Below are 25,925 nucleotides of genomic sequence, written 5' to 3'. Positions count from 1 at the left end.
AGGAATCCTGATTCTAGGCCGATGCCGGCGTGGCTGCAGACAGCGGCTCACGCTCGCGCACGGTGCTGCGCAACCCATCCCAACACGAGCGCCAGCGCCACTGCCACCGCACCGCAGCCAAAGATCAGCGCGTAGTTCTCCCGGGAATGCGCGAACATCCACGCATAACCATACCCCGCCAGCGCCTGGAACAGCGCAAAGGCGCTGGTCGCATGGCTCCACGCCGCCCGCTGCGCGGCCGGGTCGTGCGGCAGCGTTTCCTGGATGGCGCCAAGTCCCAGCGGGGCAATACCCGGCGTAAACGCACCGAGAACCACCGCCGCCACGCCGATCGCCACTGGATGACCGGAAAGCGCCAGCACCGCCGTGGCCAGCCCCTGCAGCAGCAGCGCGCCGCGGTAAGCCGCCCCGAAGCCGATCCGGTCGCCGGCAAAGCCGCAGACCAGCGGCCCCGCAATCGCGCCGATGCCATACAGCACCCAGTAAGACGCGCCCACGCTGCTGCCGCGGCCCAGCCCGCGGGCCACCAGGTCCACCAGCAGCAGCATCGTCGGCACCAGCCCGAAGGCATTGATCGCGTACTGGGCGTAAAGCCACCGCAGCTTGCGGCGGGCTTCCGGCAAGATCGCAGCCGAAGCGCTTGTCGCAGTGCCCGCGCTCGCCGGGGCACCGGGCAACTGGCCCGGCCAGCCATACCAGCTCAACGCCGTGAGCGCCAGCGACAACACCCCCAATCCCAGCCATGTCTCACGCAGGCCGAACTGCAGCAGATGCGGCACCAGCGTGCCGGAGGCCGCGATACCCAGTCCCAGCCCGAGAAAAATTGTCCCCATCACCAGGCCGCGCCGCGGCGCCGGGACATGCGGCAAGATCGACGTCGCCACCAGCACCATGATGCCGCCGCCCGCCAGCCCCGAAATAAAACGCCACGCAAAGAACCAGGCCACCGACACCGGCCACGCGCAGGCAAAGAACGCCACCGTCGCCGCTACCATCAACCCGCGCAATACCGCCCGGTTCGACCAGACCGACACCAGCGGCCGACCCAGCAAGGCGCCTGCGAGATAGCCCGCAAAGTTCGCCGCCCCTAGCGCCACTGTCTGCGCCGCGGGAAACCAGTGGGCCTGGATCAGCGGAGGCACCAGCGCGGTATAGGCGAATCGTGCAAGACCGATTGCCACCAGGCTGGCACAAAGACCGGAAAAAGCCGCGTAGAGGTCGCGCATGCTCAGCGGTGCTTCGGGTATGGCGCACGGCTGCGGCGCAGAGACAGGGCGAGACATGATGTTCTCCAGTAACCGCTTGCCTTGCAGCAGGCAAGACGGGGCCACCGCCCCCAGTGCATGGGGCCGGAAAAAAGGATGCAGCTCACCCGCACACGGCCGGGCCGCGCGCACAGTGTCTACGGAAGAAAAATCAGGAAAATGCCGGCAGAGATCAGCCGGTGCCGGTGCCAAACGGCGGCAACCGCAGCAAGGCCAGCGTCGCGCGTACACCGCCCTCCAGCAATTCGCGCTCCGGCGCAGCGCGCGCCAGCACGCGCATGCCGAGCAGGACGGCCAGCAACTGCGCGGAAACCTCGTCCGCGGAGAAAGCCGCGTCCACTTCGCCGGCCTGCTGGGCGGCGGTGAACTGGCGGCGGAAGAAATCACGTATTTCCTCGAAGGCACTCGCCACGGTCTGTTGCACGTCCGGGGCGTCGGGCGTCACCTCAAGCGCCGTGTTCACCAGCAGGCAGCCACGGCGCAGCGGATCGCCAAGTGATCGCTCGATGCTTTCAGAGAAATAAGCCGTGATGGCGGCGGCCGGGGACAACGCCGCCTCCAGCCTCGCCATGCGTTCCCGCACCGTACCGTCGAGATAACCATCCAACGCCGCCAGGAACAGCGAACGCTTGTCACCAAAGGCGTTGTACAGGCTGGGCTGGGTCATGCCCATGACGCTGGTCAGGTCACGGGTGGATGTGGCTTGGTAGCCGCGGGCCCAGAAAGCGTTCAAGGCCGCGGTGAGGGCGGCCTGTTCGTTGAATTTGCGGGGGCGAGGCATGGGGCGTGGTTTTGTATCGTTCGCTATGGAATGAGATTATAGAGCGGTCGATACAAAACGCAAGGACCCCTCGGGCCCTGCTTCCCCGCTATTGGATACCAACTAGCTCTGGCATTGGCGGTGTCGTGGGCCGCAAGCGGATGCTCTTGAGCAAGGCATCCAGCCGTGGGCGGGCTTGCTCGTAAGGTGGTGCGTCCTTCGTCAGTTTCGGGTAGGAAGCACGGGCTGCGGACTCCATCACCACCTCGATGGTCGGCAAGATTTGCGAGCCCGCCCATCCGGCGTAGCCGGTGTACACGTGATAGCCCTCCCGCGGTGGTTGGCCCGGACGCTTTGCTTCCACCACGATTCCTCCCTGCTCTGAGGTCAGTGCCCCAATCTTTGCGGGACGAGGACCCAGGCGCTGCTTCACTGTTGTGTTTTCAGGCAACTGGCTGAGCAGTCCGGTCGCCGAGCGACCGGTCGCGTTCAATATCGTCGTCTCCGATGCTCCACCGCCAGGAATCGCGGCAACGCTGAGCGTGTAGATGACAGCGGGGCTGTCACCAAAGCGAAAGGAAGTGGAGATCTTGTTGCCATAGGTGCCATCGTCGCGCAGGAACGCATAGGGCAGGCAAAATCCGCGATCCTTGGGAATCTCGTAGAGATTGCGAGGTTGAAGTTGACCGACTAGTTTGCGAAGGGCGTTCTCGGCGACTTGCCATTGAACCTCGCTTGGCTCTTCGAACTGCGGGATATCTCCTTTCAGCATCGACTCAAAGGCGACCAAATGGTTGCCTAATACGATGGCACCGCGCAGGTAAGAAGCTCCTCCACGACGCTGATCGTGACGCAGTGCCATGCTATTTTCCCTTCCAAGGTCGATCGCTTTTTGGTAGCGATCGGCTTTAATTTCAGCAACGTCTTTCTCAAGCCTTGCTCGCTCCTCCGCAACATGCTCTTTAATACCAGGACCGAGAAGTTCCGGCCGCTCTTTGTACATGTCCTCGGTCTTCTTTTGTTGCTTGAGTGCGCTTAACAAGCCACTCAACGACGCCGCATTCATACGTGCTCTATAGCCTAGAAATTTTTCGCGCAACTCCTGTGTTACTGGGCCGTAGATAGCGAAGGTGGTGAGCAATTCTTTAGTCTCTATTTCGATACGCCCCTTTCCAGTTCCATTTTCAAAGTACTGGATTAGGTTATCGAAAGTATCTTGATTACTCGCCTTATAAGGAATCGCCCAATCAAATGGCATACCACCCGGCACATCGAACATCAGTCGCCCAAAGCACTCCACTCGGTTATTTTCAGAGCTGACATATCCCAAAGATATTGCTGCCAGTTTATCATTATTACTGGGATCGGGAGTTTCCACACGCTTGCCGGAACCGTTTGCACCGAACGTGGTTTCCGCTTCTTCCGCTTGCCCCTGCTGTCCGCAGGCGCTCAATGTCACTGCAGCGCTTAAAATGGCTACAAAACGTGATCTACCCATGAAAATTCTATTTCTCACCAATAAATCTCCGTGTTTATACACCGACTCTTTCTGAACCTGGCGAAGATAGCGCTGCCGTTTGCTGCGTCTTATCAATTTCCACTTTTGGCTCAACATTAGCCAGTGTAGTCAAGTTCATCTTGGAGTCGTTATTCTCCCCCAACGTCCACAAGATGGGAAACGCAGTAATGAAGCCAAGAATCCCGACTGGATTTTTCTCAGGTAGCAGCTTATTGGCATCCCACGTAAAACCTTCGTCGCGCGGCTGTGGGCTACGCCAAAAACGCTCATTAAATGGCATATAACCACCTGATTTATGCTGACTCGCATGCCAACTGGGCCAAATTGACGTAGGTGCGCTCACTTTTGGGACAAATGAAAAAGCTTTTTCATAGGCCCTCGCATTCAGTGATGCAACTTGCTTGATTGCCTGCCAAGTAGCGGGGTCACTGGGCCCGTCTAGCACGACGGAATTACCGAGATTTGCCGCTGGCGATGCACCGCCAAGTAAGCCAAAATGCTTTTTCCATAATTCCTTTCGCAAGTTGTATGGAAAGGTTCCGACAGATTGAAAATTTTTACCATTCAATCTAACCGACATCGGTTTGTCATCGTGAATGACTACTGCAAGCTCCGAATCTCTATCACCCAACTGACTACGATCATTAATATTTGCACTTCCAATTACCACGACGCGATCATCAACAATCAGCAACTTACTGTGTACGTAGATTTGCTCCGTAATGGGCCGTCCACCTACTACGTCCCAGTTTCGTAAGTTGAGCAGCGTAAGGTATTGCTCCCAATCTGCCTGAAGGATATTTCTATCGAGCTCGTCCGGAGCGGCGCTTTCCGCAGAATCCATCGCCCTCTTCACCTCCATCTTCCGCTCACGCACATACTTCATCGCCAGCAACGCGCGCCGAATCCTATTCACCAGACTATGGCTGCCAAACACCAGCGACTGCATCGTCAGATGCTGTTGCGTCATGATGTTGATCGTGTCCAGTGTCCCTTCCGGGTGTACAGGCAACACCATGTAGACATGGAACGGCTTGCCGTCGTAGATGGCCCGTGTAATCCGGTCACCCAACGCCTTGCAAATCGGATTCTTCAGGGACTTTTGAGACGGTCCCAGGGCACTGAATCCTGCGATTTGCGCTTGCGTGGCCATGACCCGCTTCAGGTCATTGACAAAGTCGGCGCCGCCGCCCCTGATGTCCCGCTGCACGTCGTCGATCTGGCTCCATTTGAGGGACTTATAGATCTGTCCGGGCGGCACACCAAGTATGCCGAGTTGCGCGGCATATTTTTGATATCCCGGCGACCCTTTGAGGTCCATCAACGCATGCATCGGTCCTGAGGCCGGGGCACCGCCGCCCGCTTCCTCGTTTCCGATCATGGTGCTCCCATAATCGGACTGAAAAAACTGGCCCTCGATGTAAATAAAATGCGACGCGCCCTCGATGTTCTTCAGCATTGCGCTCAGGCAGCTGCTTTCCGCAATGCTCGGCGTAGTCTTTTCCGCCTCTCCGGCAGCCTCGGCCACCCGCATCTTCTTCGGGGCGCTTCGGAGGACCTGGACCCAGCATGACCCTGGCTGGGTCTTGGATCGGACAGGCCGGTGTGCAGCCCCGATGCGGGGGGCCTTGAGACGGGCCGCGATGCCGAGTTGCCGCAGCAGCGCGTCGATCGTCTTGCCATCGCTGCGCTCATACTGCAGCGCCACGCCATTCCAGCGCCGTACGAAATTGCGGCTCAGGTCATACACCGATGGTCCTTCGATTCTGCAATGCACGTCATGCCATGGCATGCGAGGCTGCACACTGCTGTCGGGGCACTTTCCGCCGGCCGGCAAGAGTTTTCCTAGTTTTTCCAGGTTCGCATAGCACTGCTTGCGCTGGCTGCCTTCCGCCTGCAGGGCGAGTACCAGGCGCATGACAAAGGCCTGGATCGTATCGGCTGTATTTTGCAGGAGGCTGGGCGGCAAGCTGTCCAGCGTGGCGCCGTTCAGCCACGCCATCAGCGCGGTGGTGGCGTCCGCTATTTGCGCGCCGCCGTACTCGCGCAATTTTTCGACCTTGGTCTGAAGGGTCGTTCCCAGCTGCTGGTGGGCCCACTTGCTTGCACTGGCTGCGGTTTCCTGTGCGGCGTCGATGACTTTGTCCTGGGCCTTTCGCACGAATTCCGGCACGACGTCGCTGGTCACCCACCAGTCAGAGATCTGCTTGTTGACGTCCTTGACTTTGTCGCTCGCCGCGGAATACACGTCCATCGCACCAGCCAGCGGCTTCATTGGTGCGGATAGAAAGAATTGCGCCGCACGACCCGCCTTGTTATCGAAACAAGCCGCCACCAGTTCGGCGCGTGTCAGGTATGCCGTTTGTTCTACGCTGCTGAGGCTATGAATCGGTGGTACGCAACTGTTATAGAACTCGCTGCCCTGCCGCCCGTCTGCCTTAAGCGAATACTTGCCATCATCCCGCCTGCCGTAAGCAAGGTCGATGCCGCCCACGTACGCAGACTTGTTATCGATGACCACCAGCTTCTGGTGATGCGAGAAGGCAATGCCCAATGCACCGGGTTGATCGCATTGCGATACAGCCGGCAGGACGAAGGCTCGCGGAGCGGGCAGCCCGGCGTTGAGCTGAATCACCGTTAGCGCGGTCTCCAGGTCTCCTGTGTCGACGCCGACCTTGGGAGACATCCAGGGCATGACATAAACGCTGGCCCCGTTTCGGACGGCGGTACGAAGGCATGTCCAGAGCGTCTTCTTGCCGGTCAGCACGACATCGAAATTCACTTGCCAGCCGGTGATAAACACGCTCGACTGCGCGCCTTCTATCGCCTTGGCAACGTTGTCGAAGTACTCTGTCCCCGTGACAAAGAACTGCACCGCGTTGCCCTTCACGGGCTCGGAGAATACGTCCTTGCCGTGCACGAAGCAGCCGGGCGCAGACGTCGCCGTCTTTGCGGCCTTCTGGTCTTCACCAAGGATCTGATACACCTGCTTGTCTGGCGCACCCATAGCTTCTTATTTACTGAGTTTTTTTGTAGATCTGATTGGGCGACCCCGCAGTCAGCGCATCGCGCGCATAGCGCAGGCGTTGCTGGGTATTGTCGTCCGACATGGATTGCGGCAAGCCACCGCTGAAATCACCGGCATTGAGCGCGTGGCGTGCTGCCTCCTCGTCCGTCCACGACGGATCCTGCTCGGCGACGTGCACGCGTACGGTCTGGCCGGGATATACCAGCCAGGTGTTGGCTGGACTGGCGCAATAGGCCCGCGCCAGGGCTTCTTGCTGGGCCTGGCTGAGGACCACGTTGCCATCCGCGTCGGTAACGCCATGTGCCACCAGTTCGTCGTCAGCCACCATGCCGAGTCCCAGTGGCGCTTCGCCAACAGCGATCTTCCAGGGCGCGTGAGCCAGCGCGTGCCCGCCTTCGCCCGGGGTATTTGCCAGTCGCATGCGGAATTCCATGGGCTTGTAAGACATCGGAGCTTGCGGAAATTCCGGGAGCGCGTAGGCACTATTCACCGCCCCCTCGAACTTCCTCTGCGCCGCCTTATAGGTAATCGCCCCCGGACACTCCACCGTAATATTCCCGCCCTCGATCAATATCGACGCCCCGCCCGCCGTGGCAATGCGGATCCGTTTCGCCGCGGCGAAATCCACGTTCATGTTGGCCGACACTACGGTCAAGTCGTCCCGTGCCGCCAGCTTCAGCAGATCGTGCTGCGCCTGGATATCGATATCATCCTGCCCCGCCGTCAGTTGCAGGCCGATATTGTTGTCCCCCGCGCCCGACAGTCCTGCCGCAACCCCAATCGCCTGCCCGGCGTGTACGCGGGCCTGGCCGGCTACCGCGATGTTGCTGTCCTGGCCGCTGGCCAGTGCCACGCTTTCGCCGTTGGCAATCTGCAGGTCCTGGCCGGCAACCAGTGTCAGCCCGGCTCGGCCGTTGAGGTGCACCATGGCCGCGGCCTGGTGCGGAACCTTGCCTGGGGTTGTGGTGTTGCCGCTGGACGCATCGTCCTTGGCCGTTTCAAGCGCTTGACCATCGACCATGCCGGAAGCAGCCTGGGTCTGCTTCTGCAAGGGGGCTTCGTCATCCTTGCCGGTCGACAGCGCCTGCGTCTGGTGCGTGGTCGCGCCCTGGCTCAGGGTTTTGACGAGATCGCCCGCCTGGCGCAGCAACGCGATGCCGGCGGCGTTGTCGCCGGTAGGCAGCGCACGGCCGGTGGCGGCGTCGCGGTAGGTGGTCAGCAACAGGCCGTTCTGGCCGCGCACGGCGGCATGGCCGTCGGTGCGCAGCTCGAAGCCCTGGCCGCGGAAGCTGCCGCGCCGGTTGTCCTGCTGGTGGATCAGGTGGCCAAGGTTGAGCTGGGTCGATTGCAGCGTGGTGGCCAGTTGCGTGCGCAGCTGGCTGTCGCTGTCGTCCAGCACCAGCTGGTTGTAGCCTTTGCAGCCGTGCTCCTGGCTCTTGAAACCCGTCAGCGCGGCGGCATTGCGGTGGCCGTCGGGCTGCGCGCCCAGGCCGTGCCAGGCGGGACTGTGGCCACCGGCGAGGTTGCCTTGCGCGCTGGCTGCGCTGTCCGTGCCCTGCGTGTACAGGGACTGGCTGTCACCGCCTGCCGCTGCGGTCTTGCCGCCTGGCGTGGGCGCGTGGCCCGCTTCACCCTGGCCGTTGTACAGCGCGCCGATGACGAATGGCTGGTCGATGTCGTCGTCGGCGAACTTGACCAGCACTTCCTGGCCGATGCGCGGCAGCCACTGCCAGCCCATGCCGGCGCCGGCCTGGCGCTGTGCGACGCGGATCCAGCGGCTGCTGCGGTCGTCGGCGCGCTCGCCGCGCTGCCAGTGGAAGCGCACACGGATCTCGCCGGCGGGGCTGGCGTGGTGTTCGGCGTTGCCATCCGCCTGGCATTGGCCGTCAGGGCCGACGACGATCGCGCTATGTACCCCCAGCGGGCTGGACCGGCTGTAAAGACGTGGGCAATCGACGTCGATGACGCAGGCGCGCCAGGGACGGCGGGCGTCGATCGCGCGGAAGATGGCGGCGTACCCCTGTTCGCGGGCCGCAGCCTGCAGCGCCTGGCTGGGAGCCAGGCGCAATGGCTCGTGATCCGGCAGCACGCCCAGCAGTCCGGGGGTTGCCTCCGCGGCGTCGGGTGCCGGCGGCGGTGCGTCGAAACACAAGGCTGCCTCGAGCGGTCCCATGCGATCGGCTAACGCCGCGCGCGTGTCGGCCGCCAGGTTGTTGATGCCGCAGTGCTCCACCGCATCGAGCAGCAGCGGGTACCCCGCCGCATCGTCATCCTGCAGCGGCAGGTGCGGCCAGCCAGTGACGGTCAGGCGCATGCCGCTGCGCAGCGTGCGCACGGACGCCCGGCCGGTGAACAGCAGTGCGCGGGCCTCGACGGCTTCGATCACCTGCTCGGCGACACGCTGCGCGCTCGCTGCGTCCGGCGCCAAGGACACGCTGACGGACAGGTACGGATCCGGGCTGACCGCCCGGCCCACATTGCCAACATAACGTGCCGGCGCGTGGCCGCGGATCGCACGCTTGGCCTCCGGGTCCCATGCCGTCACGGCCACCCCGCCCACAGTCGTGCGGGTCTCGCACGCCAGCTGCTGGATGGCGTCGGCCGATTCCTGGCTGTGCGCGCGATGGAAGCGGATGCCGCCACCTGCCGCAGATTCTTCGTCTTCCGGCAATTGCGCGCTATCGGCAAAGATCACCACGGCATGTCCGCTGGGCGCTTCCTCGTCTTCCACGACGGTATAGCCCAGGCCGGCTTCGGCCAGCATGCGCGACAGGAAGTGAAAGTCGGTCTCTCGGAACTGCGCTACATGGGCACGCTCGCCGATGGCGGCGATGCGCGCTTCGGCGCCGGCCGCGTAGCGCCATTGCGCATGCGGCGCATAGGGTTGCAGCACGCTTTCGATGATGCTGTCGAGCTTGCGGTTCTGGAACACCTGGCTGTTACGCTGCTGCGTGGTCAGCCACAGCCACGGCACCACCGTCAGGCGATAGCGCGCCAGGCTGCCGTCGGCGCCGAGCTTCTCTGCCTGTCGGATCAGGCCGGTGCGGCGCGACTGGCCGCCGCCGGCGAGCGTGGTCAGCAACGTGACCCGCTGGCCAAGCAGGCTGTCCAATGGGATATCGGCGTTGGCGCTGACCGCGACGATGCGCGACTCGGCCAGCGCGGAAACGCCTTCGCGGCCGATCCAGGCTTCGACGGCGAGCTCGCCCAGCGCGCCTTCACCTTCCAGCGCATACAGGCGGTGCGCCGCGCTGAAAAGATGTTGGTAAAGAGTGGTTACATCCATTCGCTGTCCATTCGTGCAGCCGCAACTGCTTCAGGGCCCGACATGCCCGCAGGGCTACCGTTGCTGGCGCCCGCCTGGATTGCAAGCACAGTGTGGCGCATGCCGGCCCGCCACACCGAGTCTCTGTACTTCGATCGAACCGTCGCGGTTCAGTTGCGCGCCTTGGCGGTAGACCGCGTGCTGGCCGTCGCCGTACTGATCGGCTTGCCCTCGGGTTGCGACAGCAGTGCCGCCAGGACTTCGGCATCGGGGTCAGCCGCCGTGGCAGATGACTTGCGACGTGTCGTTTTCGACTTGGCGGAGGTGCTGGTCTTGGCGACGGTCTTCTTCTCTTTGCTGTTCGCAGCGGTAGTGGTGGCGCCCTTTTCCACCGCCGCCGTTGTCTTCGACGTCGCTGTCTTTTTGGTATTTTTGCTGACTTCAGCAGTCTTCGACCCCGCCACGGCTGGCTGGCTACCCAGGGAGGTCAGCGCGGCCAGCGTCGTCGCTCCCGCCAAAGCACCTGCAGCAACCGCCGCGCTGTCCACCTTGCCTAACCGATCCAGCGCAGGGTCACTGTTATCGGCATCGACGATGGTTGCGGCCTGCGGCTGGGAATTCTCGGCAACTGATTGAGAGGATTCCGCTGACGCGGCGGAAGCAACCGGCGTCGCCGCGGGCGCATTGTCGGGCAGCGTCCGCCCGCCGGGCGCCGCTGCGCCAGCGTCAGGCTGTGCGGGGACCGCCGGATTGCCCGCCTGGATCGATAGGGGCGCGTCGGCGCCCGGGTCCAACCACAGCCAGCCGGCCACGGCCGTCGCGGCAACAGCGACCAGGCCCGCCCCCAGGTAGCGCCCAGCGGGCTTCCTGGCCGGAGCCTTGGCCGCCATCGGCACGCGGCCTTCCAGGCTGGCCAGGATGCGGGTCTGCCCGGCAGCGTCGGCGCCAGGCTCGCTGCCAAAGAGCGTTGGTGGCGCTGACGGCTTCACATCGTCGCTATTGCTCATCTGTCATCAAGAAATTTGAAATAAAATGCGCGGCGGACGCTACCGGCCGGATTTACAATTACCGACCCGTTGTGTCATATATGGCAGATTCGATCTTTTTGGCCTTAGACTCCCGGATTCTACGGCTGGCATCGTCGAAAGACAAACCCGATACGGGGCACCGCCACCGCGGATTGAGATCAAATCGAATACAGATGTAAAAAATACTGAATATGCTCGGCGCCCTTGCGGACCTTCACCGCCCGGGGCCAGCCCGGTCAAGCAGGTAAGCATGGTCTTTGTCGCACTGGTCCTCTATTTCGTGTTGATGGTTGCCGCTGCTGCCGTGCTGCTTCTTCCCGCAGTACGGCAGCGCTGCTTTGCGATGGCGCGCTCGCAATGGCGCCGCCTGAGCACCAGTGCGGCGACGGCAGGCTCGCAATCGGCCAGTTCGATCCGCCACTCGGTCGGCAACGCCACCTCGACGCTGGCCTCAGCCCGGGACTTCCTGGCCAAGCGCCGCGCGCTGGTGCTGGCGGCTGCAGGGGTGGTGACGCTGCCACCGGTGCTGGCGCTGGCGTTGCGTCACCGGCAGGTGTTCCAGTTCGAGGACGATGACGGCGTGCGCGAGCCGGATCCGCAGATCGCCGCGCTGCTCAACGGCGAGCGGCTGGTGCCGCCGCCACCGCTGCCGCCAGAGGTGTTCACCACGCGCGAGGTGGAGCTGATCCGCCCCGCGATCCGCGAAGCCAGCCGGGATTGGGAACAGCTGGATGCCGAATTCAGGCAGCGGCTGCTGCTGGTCTACAAGATCATGCGCGACGAGCACGGCTATGAAATGGCGCTGCTGGAGGGCTACCGCAGCCCGGAACGGCAGGCCAAGCTGGCGGCGATGGGCAGCCATGTGACGCAGGCCGGCGCCTACCACAGCTACCACCAGTTCGGGCTGGCCGCGGACAGTGCCTTCTACCGCGACGGCAAGCTGGTGATCAGCGAGAAAGACCCGTGGGCCATGCGCGGCTACGAGCTGTATGGCCGTGCCGCCGAGTCGGCCGGTCTTGTCTGGGGCGGCCGCTGGAAGATGATGGATCTCGGGCACGTCGAGCTGCGTCGTCCGGGAGTGCTTGGCAAGCGACCGGCACAGCAATAGCGGCACGATCGCCCCGCATGGCGGGGCTGGCAGGAACATGGACACAGGACCGGCAGCGGTTGGCCGGCGCAATTTGGGGAGAGCGTAGTGGCACGTCCTTTCATTCTGCTGGGCGACAAGACTGACCACGGCGGCGTGGTGATCACGGCCTCGGGCAACACTAGCACCAACGGCAAGGGCATTGCGTGCGTGGGAGATCGCGTTACCTGCCCTCGCTCCGGCCATGGCGGCACCACCGTCATCGTCACCGGTGACCCCAACGTGATCATCGACGGCCGTGCCGCCGCGCGCCACGGCGACAAGACCGCTTGTGGCGCAACCTTGCTGTCCAGCCAGGGCGTGACCGGCAGCGCATGAAGTCCCGGCAGCGAACGGCCGTTTCAAACGCCCTTGCGCCGCTACTCGACACGAAACCATGTTTCCAAGACTGATCAAGTCCACACTGATCCTGTTCGCGGTGTTCGCCGTGGTGTGGATCGCGACCATTGCCTGGTGGCAGTCGATCAACCGGATGCCGACCACCACGGACATCGTCACGCACCTGGCGCTGATGCCGGCGGGCATGGTGGCTGCCTACCTGGTCATCAAGCGTGCCCTGGACGGGATCCGTACCAATGTCGCGGCCGCCAGCCAAGCGCCCGCCACTGCGGCGCCGGGAGAAGCCGGCAATGCCGCGGAGGGGGCGCATGCGGAGGCCAACGATCCGACCCGCAACTGGCGCGCGGCGCTGCTTGCCACTGCCGTGCGCACACCCGCCGGCAACGCGCCCGATGCGCTGGCGGAGGCCGCCAAGGCCGGCAACCGGCCTGGCCTGGTGGCGATGGATGGCTTGCCCGCACCTGTCTTTGCTGCCCAGATCGAGTCGATCGATATCGAAAGCCTGCACACAGAATTCGCCGCGCGCACGCCTGATCTTGTCTGGGACGACGAGGCTCTGCGGGCGCTCGCGCTGGCAGCCGAGGTCACCGACGAACTCGCCATGCAGGCGGCGGTCTACGCGCCTGCCGGCCACGACATGGCCGTGCCGGACAGCACCGCGCCATTGGTGGTCACGATGCTGCTGCCGCGCGGCTGGCCGGAAACGCGGCAGGCCGCGGCAGGGGACTGGCTGCGCGAGCGCCTGTCCCAGTATTGGCCAGCCGCACGACTCACACTCGAAGCCACGGCCGCGCGCGGCGACGGCGATGCCCTGCTGTTACTGGATCGCGCCACCCAGGCCGTGAACCGCCCGGTGGACGGCCAGCCGGCGCTGCGCATGCTGGTGGCCGCCGATTCGCTGATCGGCGCCAATGCCGTCGAAGCGCTGGAACAGGAAGACCAGCTCTTCAGTGCGCGCTGCCCGCACGGCCGGACTCCGGGCGAGGCCGCAGCCGGCGTGCTGCTGGGCGCGCACCAGCCTGCCGCCGGGGCGGCCAAGACCGGCACGGACGAGGATGCCGACGCCCTAGCCGATAGCGCACCGATCCTCATCACGCGCACGGCAATGGCCCGCCTGGAAGCGCCTACGGCAGACCACGGCCAGCCACGGCTCGAGGCACTGGCCCAGGCTGTCACCCAGGCGATCGAGATCATTGCCGGCAAGGCCGAAGCCGCGCCCCAGGATGCAGCAGACACCGCGCCGCAGTCCGAAGAAGCCCCGGCGGCAGTGGCAACCATCGTCACAGACACCGGCGTCCACCCCGTGCGCACCGTCGAGATCGCCCAGGTCGTCAGCACCCGTTTCCCGACGCTGGACCCCGTGGCCGACCTGCTGGCGCTGGGCCTGCCGTGCGGCTACGCCGGCGCCGCCGGTGCGCTGCTGCCAGTGGTCGTGGCCCATCAGCTGGCGCTCGATGGCGGCCGGCCCGTGCTGGCACTGAGCGCCGGCGACGCGCAGCAGCGTGGCGCCGTCGCGATCCTGCCGGCGTGATCCATCGCCTGACCCGAACCACGCCCCCGAATCCCGTATTGCTCCCGAGCCAAAGGCAACATGCATCGCATCCTTAACTTCCTGACCCACACACGCACGCTGTCGGTATTCGGCGTGGTCGTGCTGACCGTCTTCCTGTTGCTGATGGCGCAGACTTTAGAAATCGGGCTGGCCTGGGTCGCCATCGTCCTGGGTGTGTTGTTGCTGGCGTGGCTGGCCACCTACCTGTGGAAGCGCTGGCGCGCACGCCGGGCCAGCGGCAAGCTCGAAGGCATCCTCGAGCAGCAGGCCGACATGGCCGCCAAGGCCGCGCCACCCGACAAGCGCGACGAGGTCGAGGCGCTGCGCACGCGCCTGGCCAGCGCCGTAAAGACCATCAAGAGCTCGAAGCTGGGCCAGATGTCGGGGAGCGAGGCGCTCTACGAGCTGCCCTGGTACATCGTGATCGGCAACCCCGCGGCGGGCAAGAGCACGGCCGTGCTGAACTCCGGCCTGCAGTTTCCGTTCGCCGACAAGAACAGCGCCGTGATCCACGGCATTGGCGGCACGCGCAACTGCGACTGGTTCTTCACCACCGAAGGCATCCTGCTCGATACCGCGGGCCGCTATGCCGTGCATGAGGAAGACCGGCGCGAATGGCTGGGCTTCCTGGACCTGCTCAAGCGCTATCGGCCCAAGGCGCCGATCAACGGCATCGTGGTCACGGTCAGCATTCCGGAACTGACGCAGAACCGGCCCGAGTTCGCCATCAACCTGGCCAAGAACCTGCGCCAGCGCGTGCAGGAACTGACCGAGCGGCTTGAAGTATTCGCGCCGGTCTACGTGATGTTCACCAAGGCCGACCTGATCACCGGCTTTACCGAATTCTTTGGCGACAACGAGAAGCAGGAGCGCGACCGCGTCTGGGGCGCCACCCTGCCCTTCGCTCCCGAAGAGCGCCGCGATGTCGCTTCCGTATTCGACCAGCGCTTCGACGAACTGTGCGACGGCCTGAAGGAGATCAGCGTGGCGCAGATCGCGCAGCACCGCAACGGCAAGCTGTCGCCGGGGCTGCTGAGCTTTCCGCTGGAGTTCGCCTCGGTCAAGCCCACGCTGCGCGCCTTCCTGGTCACGCTGTTCGATGAGAACCCGTTCCAGTACAAGCCCGTGTTCCGCGGCTTCTACTTCACCAGCGCGGTACAGGAGGCCAGCACCACCAGCGTCTCGGCCGAGCGCATCGCGCGCCGTTTCGGGCTGAAGCTGGAAGGCGTGGCCGGCAATCGCGAGGTGTTCTCGAAGAACGGCTTCTTCCTGCGGGACCTGTTCTCGAAGGTGATCTTCGCCGACCGCCGCACCGTGCGCCAGTTCGCCAGCCCCGCCAAGACGCGACTGCGCTTCGCCACGTTCTTCGGGCTGGTGCTGGTGCTGGGCCTGCTGCTGGGCGGCTGGACCTGGTCGTTCCTCGGCAACCGGCAGCTCACCGCCAACGTGCAGGCGGACCTGGACAAGATCGTCAAGATGCAGCAAAACCGCGTCGATCTGCAGGCGCGGCTAGAAGCGCTGGACATCCTGCAGGACCGCATCGAGCAGTTGGAACGTTTCCGCGCCGACCATCCACTGGCGCTGTCGCTGGGCCTGTACCAGGGCGACACGCTGCAGCACAAGCTGCTGGACGAGTACTACAACGGCCTGCGCCAGGTGATGCTGAAACCGGTCGGCGGCGCCATCGAGACCTTCCTGGCGGAAGTCAACGCGCATCCCGAGCAGCTTGCGCCGATGGTGCGCCCGCCAGAAACCGGCGCAGTCGTCGCGACGTCGCTGCCCTCCGCAGCACCGGCTTCCGCCCCCGCTGCCACGGCGGCGGCAACCGCCGCCGCGCCCGCCGCTGGCAAGCGCTACACCGACGCCTCCCCCACCAACGTGGAAGACGCGTACAACGCGCTCAAGACCTACCTGATGCTGGCCGACAAGCGCCACGTCGAGGTCGCGCACCTGACGGACCAGATGACCCGCTTCTGGCGCGGCTGGCTCGAAGACAACCGCGGCAACATGCCGCGCGAGCAGCTGATCCGTTCCGCGGAGCGCAACCTGTCATTCTTCCTTGCCCGCGTCAATGACGACAACTGGCCGCTGCTCGAAGGCAACCTGTCGCTGATCGACCAGTCCCGCGAGAACCTGCGCCGCGTGGTGCGCGGCATGCCCGCGCGCGAGCGCGCCTACGCCGAGATCAAGGCCCGCGCCTCCACCCGCTTTGCCCCGATGACCGTGGCCCGCATCGTGGGCGACACCGGCGCCTCCGTGGTCGCCGGCAGCTACGCCGTGCCCGGCACCTTCACGCGCGAGGCCTGGCTCGGCTACGTGCAGCCCGCCATCCGCGAGGCCGCCAGCAAGGAACTGCAGAGCAAGGACTGGGTGCTCAACGTTGCCGCGCGCGACGACCTGACCCTGGAAGGCAGTCCCGAGCAGATCCAGAAGACGCTGGTCACGATGTACAAGACCGAGTACGCACGGGAATGGCAGCGCTTCATGCAGGGGGTGACGATCCAGGACTTCGGCAGCTTCGAACAAGCCGTGGCCAGCATGAACCTGCTCGGCGACCCGGCCAACTCGCCGATCCGCAAGGTGCTGGACACCGCTTATGAGCAGACCTCGTGGGACAACCCGTCGCTGCTCAATGCCGGCCTGAAGCAGGCCAAGTCCGGCATGCTCGACTGGTTCAAGCGCCTGATCTCGCGCGGCACGCCCTCGCAAGTCAGCGTCAATGTCGATGTCAGCGGCGCCAATAGCGCGGCGGGCACCATCCCGATGGGCCCGGTCGGCAAGGAGTTCTCGGGCCTGGCGCGCATCGTTGTCATGCATGACAACAACTCGATGCTGCGTGGCTATATGGAGTCGCTGTCTAAGGTGCGCACGCGCTTCAACCAGCTCAAGAACCAGGGCGACCCCGGCCCTGGCGCACGCCAGCTGATGCAGCAGACGCTGGATGGCAATGGTTCGGAGTTGTCCGACGCCCTGAAGTATGTCGACGAGCAGATGATGACCGGCCTCACCGACAGCCAGCGCCAGGCACTGCGGCCGCTGCTGGTGCGCCCGCTGCTGCAGTCTTACGCCGTGGTGATCCGCCCGGCCAGCGTCGAGATCAACAAGGTCTGGAACGCACAGGTGTACCAGCCATTCAGCCAGACCCTGGCGACCAAGTATCCGTTTGCCTCGGATGCCAAGATCGAAGCCAGCGCGGCAGAAATCGGCCAGATCTTCGGGCCGGAGGGCGCCATCGCCAAGTTCACCACCGCCACCATCGGCCCGCTGTCGGTGCGCCGCGGCGACATGCTGGCCGCGCGCACCTGGGGCGACCTTGGCCTGACGCTGGCGCCGGAGTTCACCACCAACTTCACGCGCTGGGTGGCGCCTCTGACCGGCGGCGCGGCGGGCGGCAATGGCGGCGCCACGGCCGCGGCAGCCCAGCAGACCGTGTTCCAGATCCTGCCGACGCCCGCGACGGGCACCACCGAGTACACCATCGAAATCGACGGCCAGCAACTGCGCTATCGCAATACGCCGGCACAGTGGGCCAACTTTGTCTGGCCCAACCCGCAGGGTTCGCCCGGTGCGAAGATCACGGCGACGACGTTCGACGGACGCTCGGTCGAGTTGCTCAACGAGCCCGGCCGCTTCGGCCTGGAGCGCCTGATCGCCACGGCCGCGCGCAAGCGCCGCCCGGATGGCGCCTTCGACTTGACCTGGAGCCGCGACAACATCGCGGTAAGCGTGGCATTGCGCATCATCAGCAGCCCGCAGACCGCGGGCAACGCCAGCGCATCCGACTCGCCGCAGAGCCAGGGCCTGCGCGGCCTGCGCCTGCCGACCGCGATTGCGGACGCCAATGCGCCACTCAACACCGCGACGCCCCCGGCCGCTTCGCCGTCGACTTCCCCCGCGGCGCCTCCGTCCGCACCCCCTGTCCCGAACCCGCAGGCCAGCATGCAGGGCAGCGCGCAGGCCTCGGCCCAAGTCAACCAAGGAGGTACGGCGCAATGAGCCAGCCGACCCAACTGCAGCTGTCCTATTTCGGCAAAATCCCGTCCCGGGGCGACTTCGTCAAGAGTGCCAATAACACCCAGCTGCTCGATACGCTGGACCGCTGGCTCGCGCAGGGCATGGAACTGCTGGCCGAAGACCCGGCCTGGAAGGCTTGCTATGACGCGTGGAAGCCGATGCACTTTGCCTTCCTGGGTTCGCAAAGCAAGCTCGCCATCGCGGGTGCGCTGATGGCCAGCAGCGACCTGTCGTCGCGGCGCTTTCCGTTCCTGACGGCAGCGGCGATGGAGGTGGAGCGCCCCCTGCAATTTATCGCCCGCAGCCCGCTGGCGCTGGCCCGCCTGTGGACGCGCGCCGGGCAGCAGATGCATGCGCTCGCACAGGCATCCGATGCGACCGAAGGCCTGCAGCAACTGGCCCAGGCCCAGCTGGGCGTGGAAACCGGTGCCGGCACGCAGAGCCACGACGCAAGCTTTGCCGACTTCATCGACTTCCAGACCGTGGCCGGCCTGGAGCACATGCTGGCCGGCCAGGGCCAGCATGTGCGCTTGCGCCGCACGCTGCTGGCGCTCGGCATCCTGCTGCAGCCGCTGATGTCGTCCGGCTCCTCGCACCTGGAAAAGGGCCTGACCCTGCCGCTGCCCGCCGACCCGCTCTACCGCAGCCTGGTGGCGAGCTTCTGGCTGGAACTGGTCTCGCGCTTCCTGCACCGGGCCGACTTTGAACTGTCGATCTTCCTCGGGCAGGTTGGCGGCAACGAGCGGCTGGTGATCGGCTTCAACGGTGCCTCGTCACGCACGCTGCACGGCGTGATCTCGCCGCTGGCCTATGCCGAGCAGAACATCAATATCGATGACCCGGAATGGGTCGAGCAACACGTCAACGGAGACTACGGCATGGCCAAGTTCGTCAGCTACATGGACCAGCCGCAGCTGTCGCTGCGCCTGGCGCTCGACACCTTCCGTGAAGTCTTTGCCGGGGAATGAGCATGGGTGTCAATGCAGTACGCAACCGGGTGGCCCACTTCAAGGCTGCCTCCGCCGCCGTTGGAACACGCACGCCTGCACTGGCTGCGGGCTTGCTCGCGGTGCTGGTCATGCTGCCCGGCCATGCCGCGCCGGGCGATCCCGGCACCACCGCCACGCCTGCCGCGTCCGCAGCCGCCCCTTCAGGCCGCGTCGTCGCAGGCGGCGCGGTCCCTGACGAAGCCACCAAGGCCAGTGTGCTGGCGCGCCTGCGCGAGCTGTATGGCAGCGCCAACGTGGTGGACCAGATCGAAGTCGGCAACGTGGTCTCGCCCCCGAACTGGTCGGCCAATGTGCAAAAGATCCTCTCGCCGCAAATCAAGCAGGTCAGCCGCGGCCAGCTGAGCATCGATGGCACGCAGGTATCCGTGCACGGCGACGTGCGCAACGAAGCCCAGCGCCAGCAGATCGCCAGCGACATGGCCACCGGCCTGGGCCAGAGCTATACGGTGAAGAACGGCTTGCGCGTGCCGGCTTCCGAACAGAACCTGCTGGACCAGACGCTGGCCAACCGGATCATCGAATTCGAGACCGGTGCCGCCACGCTGACGCCCAAGGGCCGCGCCATCCTCGATGAAATGGCCGCGGTGCTGCCGCGCCTGAGCGGGCGCAAGATCGAGATTGTCGGCCACACCGACAACTCCGGCAGCCGCGCGCTGAACCTGACGCTAAGCCAGGCACGCGCGGAGACGGTGAAGAACTACCTGATCGGCAAGGGCGGCGAGCCCGGCATGCTGACGGCGGTGGGTGTGGGTCCGGACCAGCCGGTGGCGCCGAATGACAAAGAGGAAGGACGGGCGAAGAACCGGAGGATCGAGTTCCGGGCGGGGCAGTAATCCGGCATTGCAGTGCGTCACGCCGGCGCATCGATACTGCCGGCGTGGCCTGGAATTACGCGTCGTGATCAGCCGAAGGATCCGAGGTAACGCCGAGCAGCTCCTCGATCTGCGACAGCGTGGCATCGTCCTTGACCACCGTGCGCAGCCACGCGTGCAGTGGCATGTCCCCCCACTTCGCAGCGCGTGCGGCCAGATAAGCCACCGGACTGTGCGGTTCCGTGCGACGGAAAAACTCCGCGACCTCACGCAATTGCGCCAGTGCCTGGGCGCGCGTGCGAATGGGACCGGAGTGCATGGCATCGGCAGCGTCAGCCGACACGCTTGCATGCCCGCTATGCGCAGGCGAGGACGATGCCTGGTTTGCCTCTGCGCCGGCGGGACGCTCCACCGGCTTGCCGACGAAGCGCTCCACCAGCATACGCACTGCCTCCAGCGCCTCGCGCGCCTGGCGGAAACTTGGCGCATGTTCGCCGGCCCGCTCGTCCAGTACATCGCCCAATAGCTTCAGGGCTGCCTCGCAGGACACCAGGTCCGCATGCAGCGCCGTATAGAATGCCGCCGGCGTCTTCTTCCGCGCCGCCTCGAACTGCTCCTGGCTGACCTTGCCCTGTGCCAGTTCATCCGCCTGCTCAGGGTCGCGGCGGATCGCTTCGGCCAGATGCGTCGCAACCTCCCAGTCAACGTACGAGTAGCCGCCGGCCGATTCATCGACCAGCGGAATCTCGCGGATCAGCTGGCTCGATCGCCCTGCCAGCCACGTTACGCTGCCGGTGCGGTAGTCGACATCATCGGCTTCCATCACCGGGTGCAGGTGATCCCAGTACTGGCTGCAAAGTTCCGCCGTCAGGTGATAGCCGTCGCGCAGCCCGGCGAGCCCGCGTTCCTTGGAGAGCGCCTCGGTCAGCCAGACCGCAAGGCGAAGGTCCTTGGTTCGGTCCTGCAGCAGCGTGGTGGCGATGCCGATGACCTCGCGCCAGTCAGCCTCCTTGATATCCGTCACCCAGTCACCCTGGTCCAGCGACGGGTCATCGAAGCGGCGCGCCTCCTGAATGCGGTCGAATTCAGCAGAGAAGAGCAGGTCTTCACCACAGGGTTGGTCGCCAGGAAGGGGGGCAAGCAGGCGGTCGAACTGGAGGGAAGCCATGATGGTCAATCAGCTTTGGAAACAAGGGGGAAGTGTACCGCTGGAAGGGCCATCTAATCTCAAAGTGTTACCCATCGTATCCAAATTACAAACAACGAAGCTAACGCACCATCGCCTCGTCGAGGCCCTCTGCAGTACCCCAGCGCCTCATGAACTCCACTTCATCTGCCTGGGCCAGTTTGCCTTCTGCGCGATACACCATCGCAGTCATCACAGCACCTGTCTGCACCGGCCTATCCTCTGGCTCTCCAAAACCCGAATCGCTCTCCCAGGCCTTCGGAAAGCGCGGCCACGCGCAAGTGGATTGCGCCAGGGCCATATACAGGGGTAGATAGAACGACGCATCCATCTCCAGCCTGCATTGCGCAGCGCTTGGCATTCCGCAGTAGGTGCTGTAGGCAGGTGGCAGGTAGCGGGGTACCTGTTTGAATGTCGTCGGCGCATTGGGTGGGATCACGTCGACCGAAGGACCTTCCTCCATATATTGGCGAATGTATTCCCACAGGCCTGCAACGCCGTCCGGGTAGTACGCGGTCGTCGCGGACTCGATAAAGATAACGTCCTCGCCCTCCGCGGCGGGATCCTCAGCCTTGAATGGCGGGTGGTAAAGCGCCAGTGGCTGGGCCTGCTTGTAGCGGACCACTTTGGGCTCCATGCGTGCGGGAAAGGGCTTCAGCACGGCCTCCAGCCGGCCCCATGCAAACACCTTGTTGCCGCCACAATAGTCTGGGCGCAAGACATAGACCTGGCGCGTCTTGCGATTGAACCGAATACGCCCGCGCAGGGGGCCGAAGAATGCCGTACGCCCTCCCAGACCAACGAACATCATGATTACGAGGAACACGAAGCCGGCCGAGAGGAACAACAAAATCGTCCAGCCTCCGATCACCAACGGAAGCATCGCCGATTCATAGGGCTCGGACCAGCCCAGGAAAAATATCCTGCCAGACAGCAGCGGGTGGAGAGCCAGGCCATACCAGACCCAAACCGTGAACAGGCAGCCAAGCAGTACCAGCAACGCCCATGACGTCACCATGCTCTGCACACCGAAGCCCGGGTTGGCAAGTTCCAGGTAGGCATCGTTCTGCGCATAGACGCATCGGCCAGGGACAAACACCCCTTCAGCTGCGCCCGCCTCGTTGACACGCCAGCGGCGCTGTCCTTCAATGTTCAACAATTCACGGCCCTTGGCGACGGACCGACGCCTTGCGCGTGCGTATTCGTATTCGCGACCGAACATGAAATTCCTTGTAAATCTGCCCCGGCTTAACCGCCCTGCAATTCAGCCTGTGCGTTCGCCAACTGCTGCAGGGTATCCTTAAGATTATCGTGGATCGGCGACTTCCGGTCCTTGTTGCGTAGCTTGTTCAACGGATTGTCCTGCAACCAGTTGACCCATGGCTCGTCGCTCAATGCCCAGATGGCAACGATAGCGACCACGGCGACCACCGCGCCAATCAGGCCAAATACCGCGGCCGCAGCGGCCCAACCGGCCGATATACCCGCCGCAGCGCCTCCAGTCATCAGCGCCACAATGCTTGCCCCGGACCCCGCGATCGTGAACAGCGTCCCGACAGCACTGACGATCTGCGCCAGCATCAGTCCATATTCTTGCCGCTGCGCCGACTTGACCGCATCCATGGAGTCAAGGACCATGGAAATCACTGCTGCCGGCGCCAGGAACTTGAACGCGGTCACGCGTAGTGCTTTGAGGTGCCGAACCTGCAGACCTTCAAACGTACTACGCATCCCCGGAGCGGTGAACAAGTCATGCGCCTTGACGCTCTTGAAGATCGTCTCTTCGTAGGCTTTGGCACGCCAGTCCATGACACTGCCAATGCCTTGCAAGATGCCACCGACCATGTCGGTCCCGCTTCGGGCATCCATTTTCACACCGAACTGAACACCCTTGATAATTCCTTGAGCTACGTCCAACACACCTGCCAGCGCTGATGCTCGCGCGTTGGGAACGGCCTTCGCAGCCGCAGCCGGAAGGCCTCGCCTCACGCGGACTGTTGCGGCATTCTTGGCGTTCCTGAGCCGGTCTCGTTCGGCCTGCGCCAACAGTGCGGCATGGCGGTCTGCCGTGCTGCCAACTGTTGCAACAGCAGTCAGGGAAAGAAGACGTGTCAGGGCCGCTTCGGCACGCGTCACCGGCATCCCCTGCACGGTCTGCACCATCTTGACACTCATCAAGCTGGCCACATGTGCGGGCCACGCAAGCTTCTGCAGCTTGTCGCTCTGACTAATGGCCGGAAACTCATCCAGGAAACCCAACGCCTTGTCGCCAAGCGCCACGCGTGCGCCAAATGGCTTGAGCCAGTTGGCTACTTTGTCGGCGATCGGTGTCGTAGGATCGACCGATGGAAGCGTCACGCTGCCCTCACCCAGGATCTCACGCATGGCTGCCTTCAGTGTGCCATTCCCGCGCGTCAGCATCAAAGACAGCGGCTTTCCATCGACCAGCTTGGCCGCCTTGATCCATGCGTGCCCGGACCGGTTGCTCTCCGTGCCGGCAAGCGCATGTGCCAGTTGTTTGGACAAGGCTGCTCCACCTCCCAGAGATCCGATCCGGTCATCGGCGGCACTGTAGCAATTTGCAACCGTAAGCAACGCGTGGCTGTTCAGCCACGCCACCTGGTCCTTGCCCAGATTGGCTCGAAGTTGCGCGTCCAGCTCAACCTGCTTCCGTTGTTCCTCCAGAATTTCCTTGCCCTTTGCCTCGTCATAGTACTTGCCGTACTCCGCCTCTCCGGCAGCTGCGGCGCGTGCCCGCTCACGGGCCAGTTGCTCTTCGCGCCGGCGCATCATCATTTCCTGCTGCTGCCGGCGCATAGCCTCGTCCGGATAGATCATCGGCGGCATGCGCTGAATAACCTCCATGCGCTGCTTGATATCCGCCTCGGTGCGAGCAACGGTGCCCTCCTTAATCAGCTTTCGGAGGCTTTGGGCGGCAACCGCCGTCTGGCACACCCACTCATTGCTGATGCTTTCGTGCAGGCCATTCGCGCTTCTGGCCTGCCAGGCGGTATAGGCCACTTGCGCTTCGGCCTGCAGATGCCCGAGTTCCTGGGAAATTCCAAGCGGATCCTCGCAGGCAACGACCGCTCCTTTTCCTGACATCAGCATTTCGCGCATGGCCAGTAGCCGAATCGCATGTGCCTTGCCATAGGTTGGCTGCTTGACCGTCATCGGAATGGTTTCGGTCGCGCCGACGGGGCTGATGTAATCGTACGAATACACGGGCATTTCGACGTCTTCAAGGTAGTCGCCCCAGCCACGCTCCCTGGCACTGCTGCCCATCAGACCATACAGCAGCGGCTCGCACGCATCACAAATTTTGAGCTTATTGGAGAACGCCCCGTAGTCCAGCATATCTGCAAATAGATTCTCTGGCTCCGCGGTGTCTTTTTGCGCGTGATTGCCCGTGAACCATCCCTTCGCGTCAAAGCTCTGCATGTAAGTATCGAGCTTTGCCTCTACCTCGCGCTTGAGATGCCTGGGGTCCAGCAGGTCCGGATGGAACATGTACCAGACTTTCGTGACCTCAGTCGGCTTGTCGATCCAGACCAGACTGTTGTTTGCCTGGCGTGGCCCGCGGGCGCAGGCGATCTTCACCTTTGCCGTGGCGGGAAGCATTACATCAAACTTGTTCAGGAACCCTTGCGGATGGACGGCATAGCCTTCCCATGCCTTTCCGGTCAGACGCTCTATGCAAAGATACAGGTAACCTGCCCGCAGCATTCGCAGGTTATAAACGGCCTTATCCAGCCCGATGCCTCCCGGCTCGGTCTGCAGATGGCCCTTCGGCGTATATCGCTTCAGCAATGCCATCGCGGAAGCCTGCGAATGGTAGGCGACACCATACCGTCCGAACAGGATCGGCAACCCAGTACGGGAGCAATTTGAGCACGGCGTCTTGCAAGGCTGACTTGCGGTCATGGGATATTCCTCTCCAGTACGGATTCATGAAGCAGGCCGGCAAACGACGCCTCGGGGTCGGACTTCAGCCGCTGCAGTATCCCCGCAAGGCGTTCGCGCAGCCCGGGCTGATCCCAATTCAGGGGCACGGAGCCTGTGCGCGCCAGCCAGCTTTCTCGCACAAAGGCTTCCAGGCAGGCACCTGCCAGACCTGCTCCAATACCTTGCGCCACCATGCTGCTCATCGTGATGCCATCAGGTTGCAAGGCCATGTCAACGTCGTCTGCTGCCAGCCGCTGCCATACCTTGCTGGCGACGGGGGAAGCATCAGCCCATGACCATTGTTCGTCATCGAGCAGGCGGCTGAACAGCATGCCAGGCGCGGCCCGCACCGCCTGTGGCTTGGAAACGTGCTGCCATGCCGGCGCGGCGGTGGTGGTCGGGATGCCCTCGATTAGTTCATCAGGATCCCACGGCTCCCACGGCTGCTCCAACGACCACCAGTTGTCGATCGGCCCCATCCAGGCGGACTGCTGGGCCGCAGACAGATGCTTCCACACGCGTTGCATGACACGGGGATCGTGATAGCGGAACAGCCGCGCTGCCTCCTCGTTGCCCCGCATTTGGAAGCCCAGCCGCAGCAGATGCGCTGCGACGGCATGTCCAGGTGCGCGGCTAACCAGCACACCGCACAGCGGCTGCCGCACCATGCGTTGCCTGGACGCGAGCCAGGCCATGGCCAGATGGCTGGCCAGCCACTGCTGCGCCTTGGCCTCGGCGAACGATCCGGGTATTGCACATTGCATGGCCGGCGGCAGGGGAACGAGGCACGGTGCGCTACCCGCCCTGCCTTCAAAGAATGGATCCGGCACTGCGACCCTGGCCTCGGCATGTTCGGCAAAATCAAGGGCAAATGCCTCACCGACGGGATTGTCTTGCCAGCTGTCGAGCAGCAGCCACGCAACCGGCGCCTCATCGCTTTTGCGTTCGCCATCAAGGCCCGCCGAGGCCTGGCAATGCTCGGCAAACATGCGTGCTAGCGCCAGTGTTTGTAGATACAGCGGAGTTCCTGGCAACGCGAGGTCGGAAAGCATGGG

General features: G+C 63.9%; 16 protein-coding genes. 6 read left to right on the top strand and 10 right to left on the bottom strand.

Features of this window, described 5'->3' with window-relative positions; genetic code table 11:
- Positions 1–47 precede the first annotated feature (47 nt).
- From MKD50_RS09715 to MKD50_RS09690, 6 genes are all read right to left on the bottom strand, one after another.
- Positions 48–1,283: a YbfB/YjiJ family MFS transporter gene (locus MKD50_RS09715; RefSeq protein WP_371925326.1), complete on the bottom strand. Its 1,236-nt coding sequence runs from the start codon at positions 1,281–1,283 to the stop codon at positions 48–50.
- Positions 1,284–1,437: 154 nt separating this feature from the next.
- Complete coding sequence (locus MKD50_RS09710; RefSeq protein ID WP_252667002.1) at positions 1,438–2,046, bottom strand: TetR/AcrR family transcriptional regulator; 609 nt, start codon at positions 2,044–2,046, stop codon at positions 1,438–1,440.
- Between the two features lie 88 nt (positions 2,047–2,134).
- Complete coding sequence (locus tag MKD50_RS09705) at positions 2,135–3,565, bottom strand: T6SS immunity protein Tli4 family protein (protein ID WP_371925316.1); 1,431 nt, start codon at positions 3,563–3,565, stop codon at positions 2,135–2,137.
- A complete protein-coding gene (locus tag MKD50_RS09700) occupies positions 3,558–6,551 on the bottom strand; it encodes a phospholipase D-like domain-containing protein (RefSeq protein WP_252667001.1) in 2,994 nt (997 codons plus the stop codon). The genes MKD50_RS09705 and MKD50_RS09700 overlap by 8 nt, the downstream gene beginning before the upstream one ends.
- A gap of 10 nt (positions 6,552–6,561) precedes the next feature.
- Complete coding sequence (locus MKD50_RS09695; RefSeq protein ID WP_252667000.1) at positions 6,562–9,858, bottom strand: type VI secretion system Vgr family protein; 3,297 nt, start codon at positions 9,856–9,858, stop codon at positions 6,562–6,564.
- 149 nt (positions 9,859–10,007) lie between these two features.
- On the bottom strand, positions 10,008–10,844 hold the full coding sequence (locus MKD50_RS09690; RefSeq protein WP_252666999.1) for a hypothetical protein: 837 nt from the start codon (positions 10,842–10,844) through the stop codon (positions 10,008–10,010).
- 271 nt (positions 10,845–11,115) lie between these two features.
- Between MKD50_RS09690 and MKD50_RS09685 the strand changes: the two genes are divergently transcribed.
- The 6 genes from MKD50_RS09685 (at position 11,116) to MKD50_RS09660 (ending at position 19,760) form a co-directional block, all read left to right on the top strand.
- A complete protein-coding gene (locus MKD50_RS09685; protein ID WP_115700251.1) occupies positions 11,116–11,973 on the top strand; it encodes a M15 family metallopeptidase in 858 nt (285 codons plus the stop codon).
- An 87-nt stretch (positions 11,974–12,060) separates the two neighbouring features.
- Complete coding sequence (locus tag MKD50_RS09680; RefSeq protein ID WP_018007548.1) at positions 12,061–12,330, top strand: PAAR domain-containing protein; 270 nt, start codon at positions 12,061–12,063, stop codon at positions 12,328–12,330.
- A gap of 58 nt (positions 12,331–12,388) precedes the next feature.
- Positions 12,389–13,882, top strand: coding sequence for a hypothetical protein (locus tag MKD50_RS09675; RefSeq protein ID WP_252666998.1), 1,494 nt, complete (start codon positions 12,389–12,391; stop codon positions 13,880–13,882).
- Positions 13,883–13,942: 60 nt separating this feature from the next.
- Entirely contained in the window at positions 13,943–17,899 is a 3,957-nt protein-coding gene (gene tssM, locus MKD50_RS09670; protein WP_252666997.1) for a type VI secretion system membrane subunit TssM, read from the top strand.
- A complete protein-coding gene (gene tagF / locus MKD50_RS09665; RefSeq protein WP_252666996.1) occupies positions 17,896–18,885 on the top strand; it encodes a type VI secretion system-associated protein TagF in 990 nt (329 codons plus the stop codon). The genes tssM and tagF overlap by 4 nt, the downstream gene beginning before the upstream one ends.
- 2 nt (positions 18,886–18,887) lie before the next feature.
- Entirely contained in the window at positions 18,888–19,760 is an 873-nt protein-coding gene (locus MKD50_RS09660; protein WP_371925315.1) for an OmpA family protein, read from the top strand.
- A 55-nt stretch (positions 19,761–19,815) separates the two neighbouring features.
- On the opposite strand, the gene tssA is transcribed toward MKD50_RS09660, so the two are convergent.
- The 4 genes from tssA to MKD50_RS09640 form a co-directional block, all read right to left on the bottom strand.
- Positions 19,816–20,907: a type VI secretion system protein TssA gene (gene tssA, locus MKD50_RS09655; protein WP_252666995.1), complete on the bottom strand. Its 1,092-nt coding sequence runs from the start codon at positions 20,905–20,907 to the stop codon at positions 19,816–19,818.
- A gap of 100 nt (positions 20,908–21,007) precedes the next feature.
- A complete protein-coding gene (locus tag MKD50_RS09650) occupies positions 21,008–22,147 on the bottom strand; it encodes a DUF6708 domain-containing protein (protein ID WP_252666994.1) in 1,140 nt (379 codons plus the stop codon).
- Between the two features lie 26 nt (positions 22,148–22,173).
- Entirely contained in the window at positions 22,174–24,849 is a 2,676-nt protein-coding gene (locus MKD50_RS09645) for a T6SS effector BTH_I2691 family protein (protein ID WP_252666993.1), read from the bottom strand.
- Positions 24,846–25,922 carry a DUF4123 domain-containing protein gene (locus MKD50_RS09640; protein ID WP_252666992.1) on the bottom strand — a complete coding sequence of 359 codons (1,077 nt, stop codon included), beginning with the start codon at positions 25,920–25,922 and terminating at the stop codon, positions 24,846–24,848. Before MKD50_RS09640 ends, MKD50_RS09645 begins: the two co-directional genes overlap by 4 nt.
- Positions 25,923–25,925 lie beyond the last annotated feature (3 nt).

Source organism: Cupriavidus mimosae (genome assembly GCF_023952485.1).
Taxonomy (GTDB): domain Bacteria; phylum Pseudomonadota; class Gammaproteobacteria; order Burkholderiales; family Burkholderiaceae; genus Cupriavidus; species Cupriavidus taiwanensis_C.
Note: the sequence above shows the minus strand (reverse complement) of the source record. Positions and strands in the feature narration are given on the sequence as shown.

Excerpts from the sequence above, each read along its gene's own strand:
- MKD50_RS09710 (WP_252667002.1), bottom strand. The coding sequence starts at position 2,046 with ATGCCTCGCCCCCGCAAATTCAACGAACAGGCCGCCCTCACCGCGGCC.
- MKD50_RS09715 (WP_371925326.1), bottom strand. The coding sequence starts at position 1,283 with ATGTCTCGCCCTGTCTCTGCGCCGCAGCCGTGCGCCATACCCGAAGCA.
- tssM (WP_252666997.1), top strand. The coding sequence starts at position 13,943 with ATGCATCGCATCCTTAACTTCCTGACCCACACACGCACGCTGTCGGTA.
- MKD50_RS09685 (WP_115700251.1), top strand. The coding sequence starts at position 11,116 with ATGGTCTTTGTCGCACTGGTCCTCTATTTCGTGTTGATGGTTGCCGCT.
- MKD50_RS09645 (WP_252666993.1), bottom strand. The coding sequence starts at position 24,849 with ATGACCGCAAGTCAGCCTTGCAAGACGCCGTGCTCAAATTGCTCCCGT.
- MKD50_RS09640 (WP_252666992.1), bottom strand. The coding sequence starts at position 25,922 with ATGCTTTCCGACCTCGCGTTGCCAGGAACTCCGCTGTATCTACAAACA.
- MKD50_RS09690 (WP_252666999.1), bottom strand. The coding sequence starts at position 10,844 with ATGAGCAATAGCGACGATGTGAAGCCGTCAGCGCCACCAACGCTCTTT.
- MKD50_RS09675 (WP_252666998.1), top strand. The coding sequence starts at position 12,389 with ATGTTTCCAAGACTGATCAAGTCCACACTGATCCTGTTCGCGGTGTTC.
- MKD50_RS09695 (WP_252667000.1), bottom strand. The coding sequence starts at position 9,858 with ATGGATGTAACCACTCTTTACCAACATCTTTTCAGCGCGGCGCACCGC.
- MKD50_RS09660 (WP_371925315.1), top strand. The coding sequence starts at position 18,888 with ATGGGTGTCAATGCAGTACGCAACCGGGTGGCCCACTTCAAGGCTGCC.
- tagF (WP_252666996.1), top strand. The coding sequence starts at position 17,896 with ATGAGCCAGCCGACCCAACTGCAGCTGTCCTATTTCGGCAAAATCCCG.
- MKD50_RS09650 (WP_252666994.1), bottom strand. The coding sequence starts at position 22,147 with ATGTTCGGTCGCGAATACGAATACGCACGCGCAAGGCGTCGGTCCGTC.
- MKD50_RS09700 (WP_252667001.1), bottom strand. The coding sequence starts at position 6,551 with ATGGGTGCGCCAGACAAGCAGGTGTATCAGATCCTTGGTGAAGACCAG.
- tssA (WP_252666995.1), bottom strand. The coding sequence starts at position 20,907 with ATGGCTTCCCTCCAGTTCGACCGCCTGCTTGCCCCCCTTCCTGGCGAC.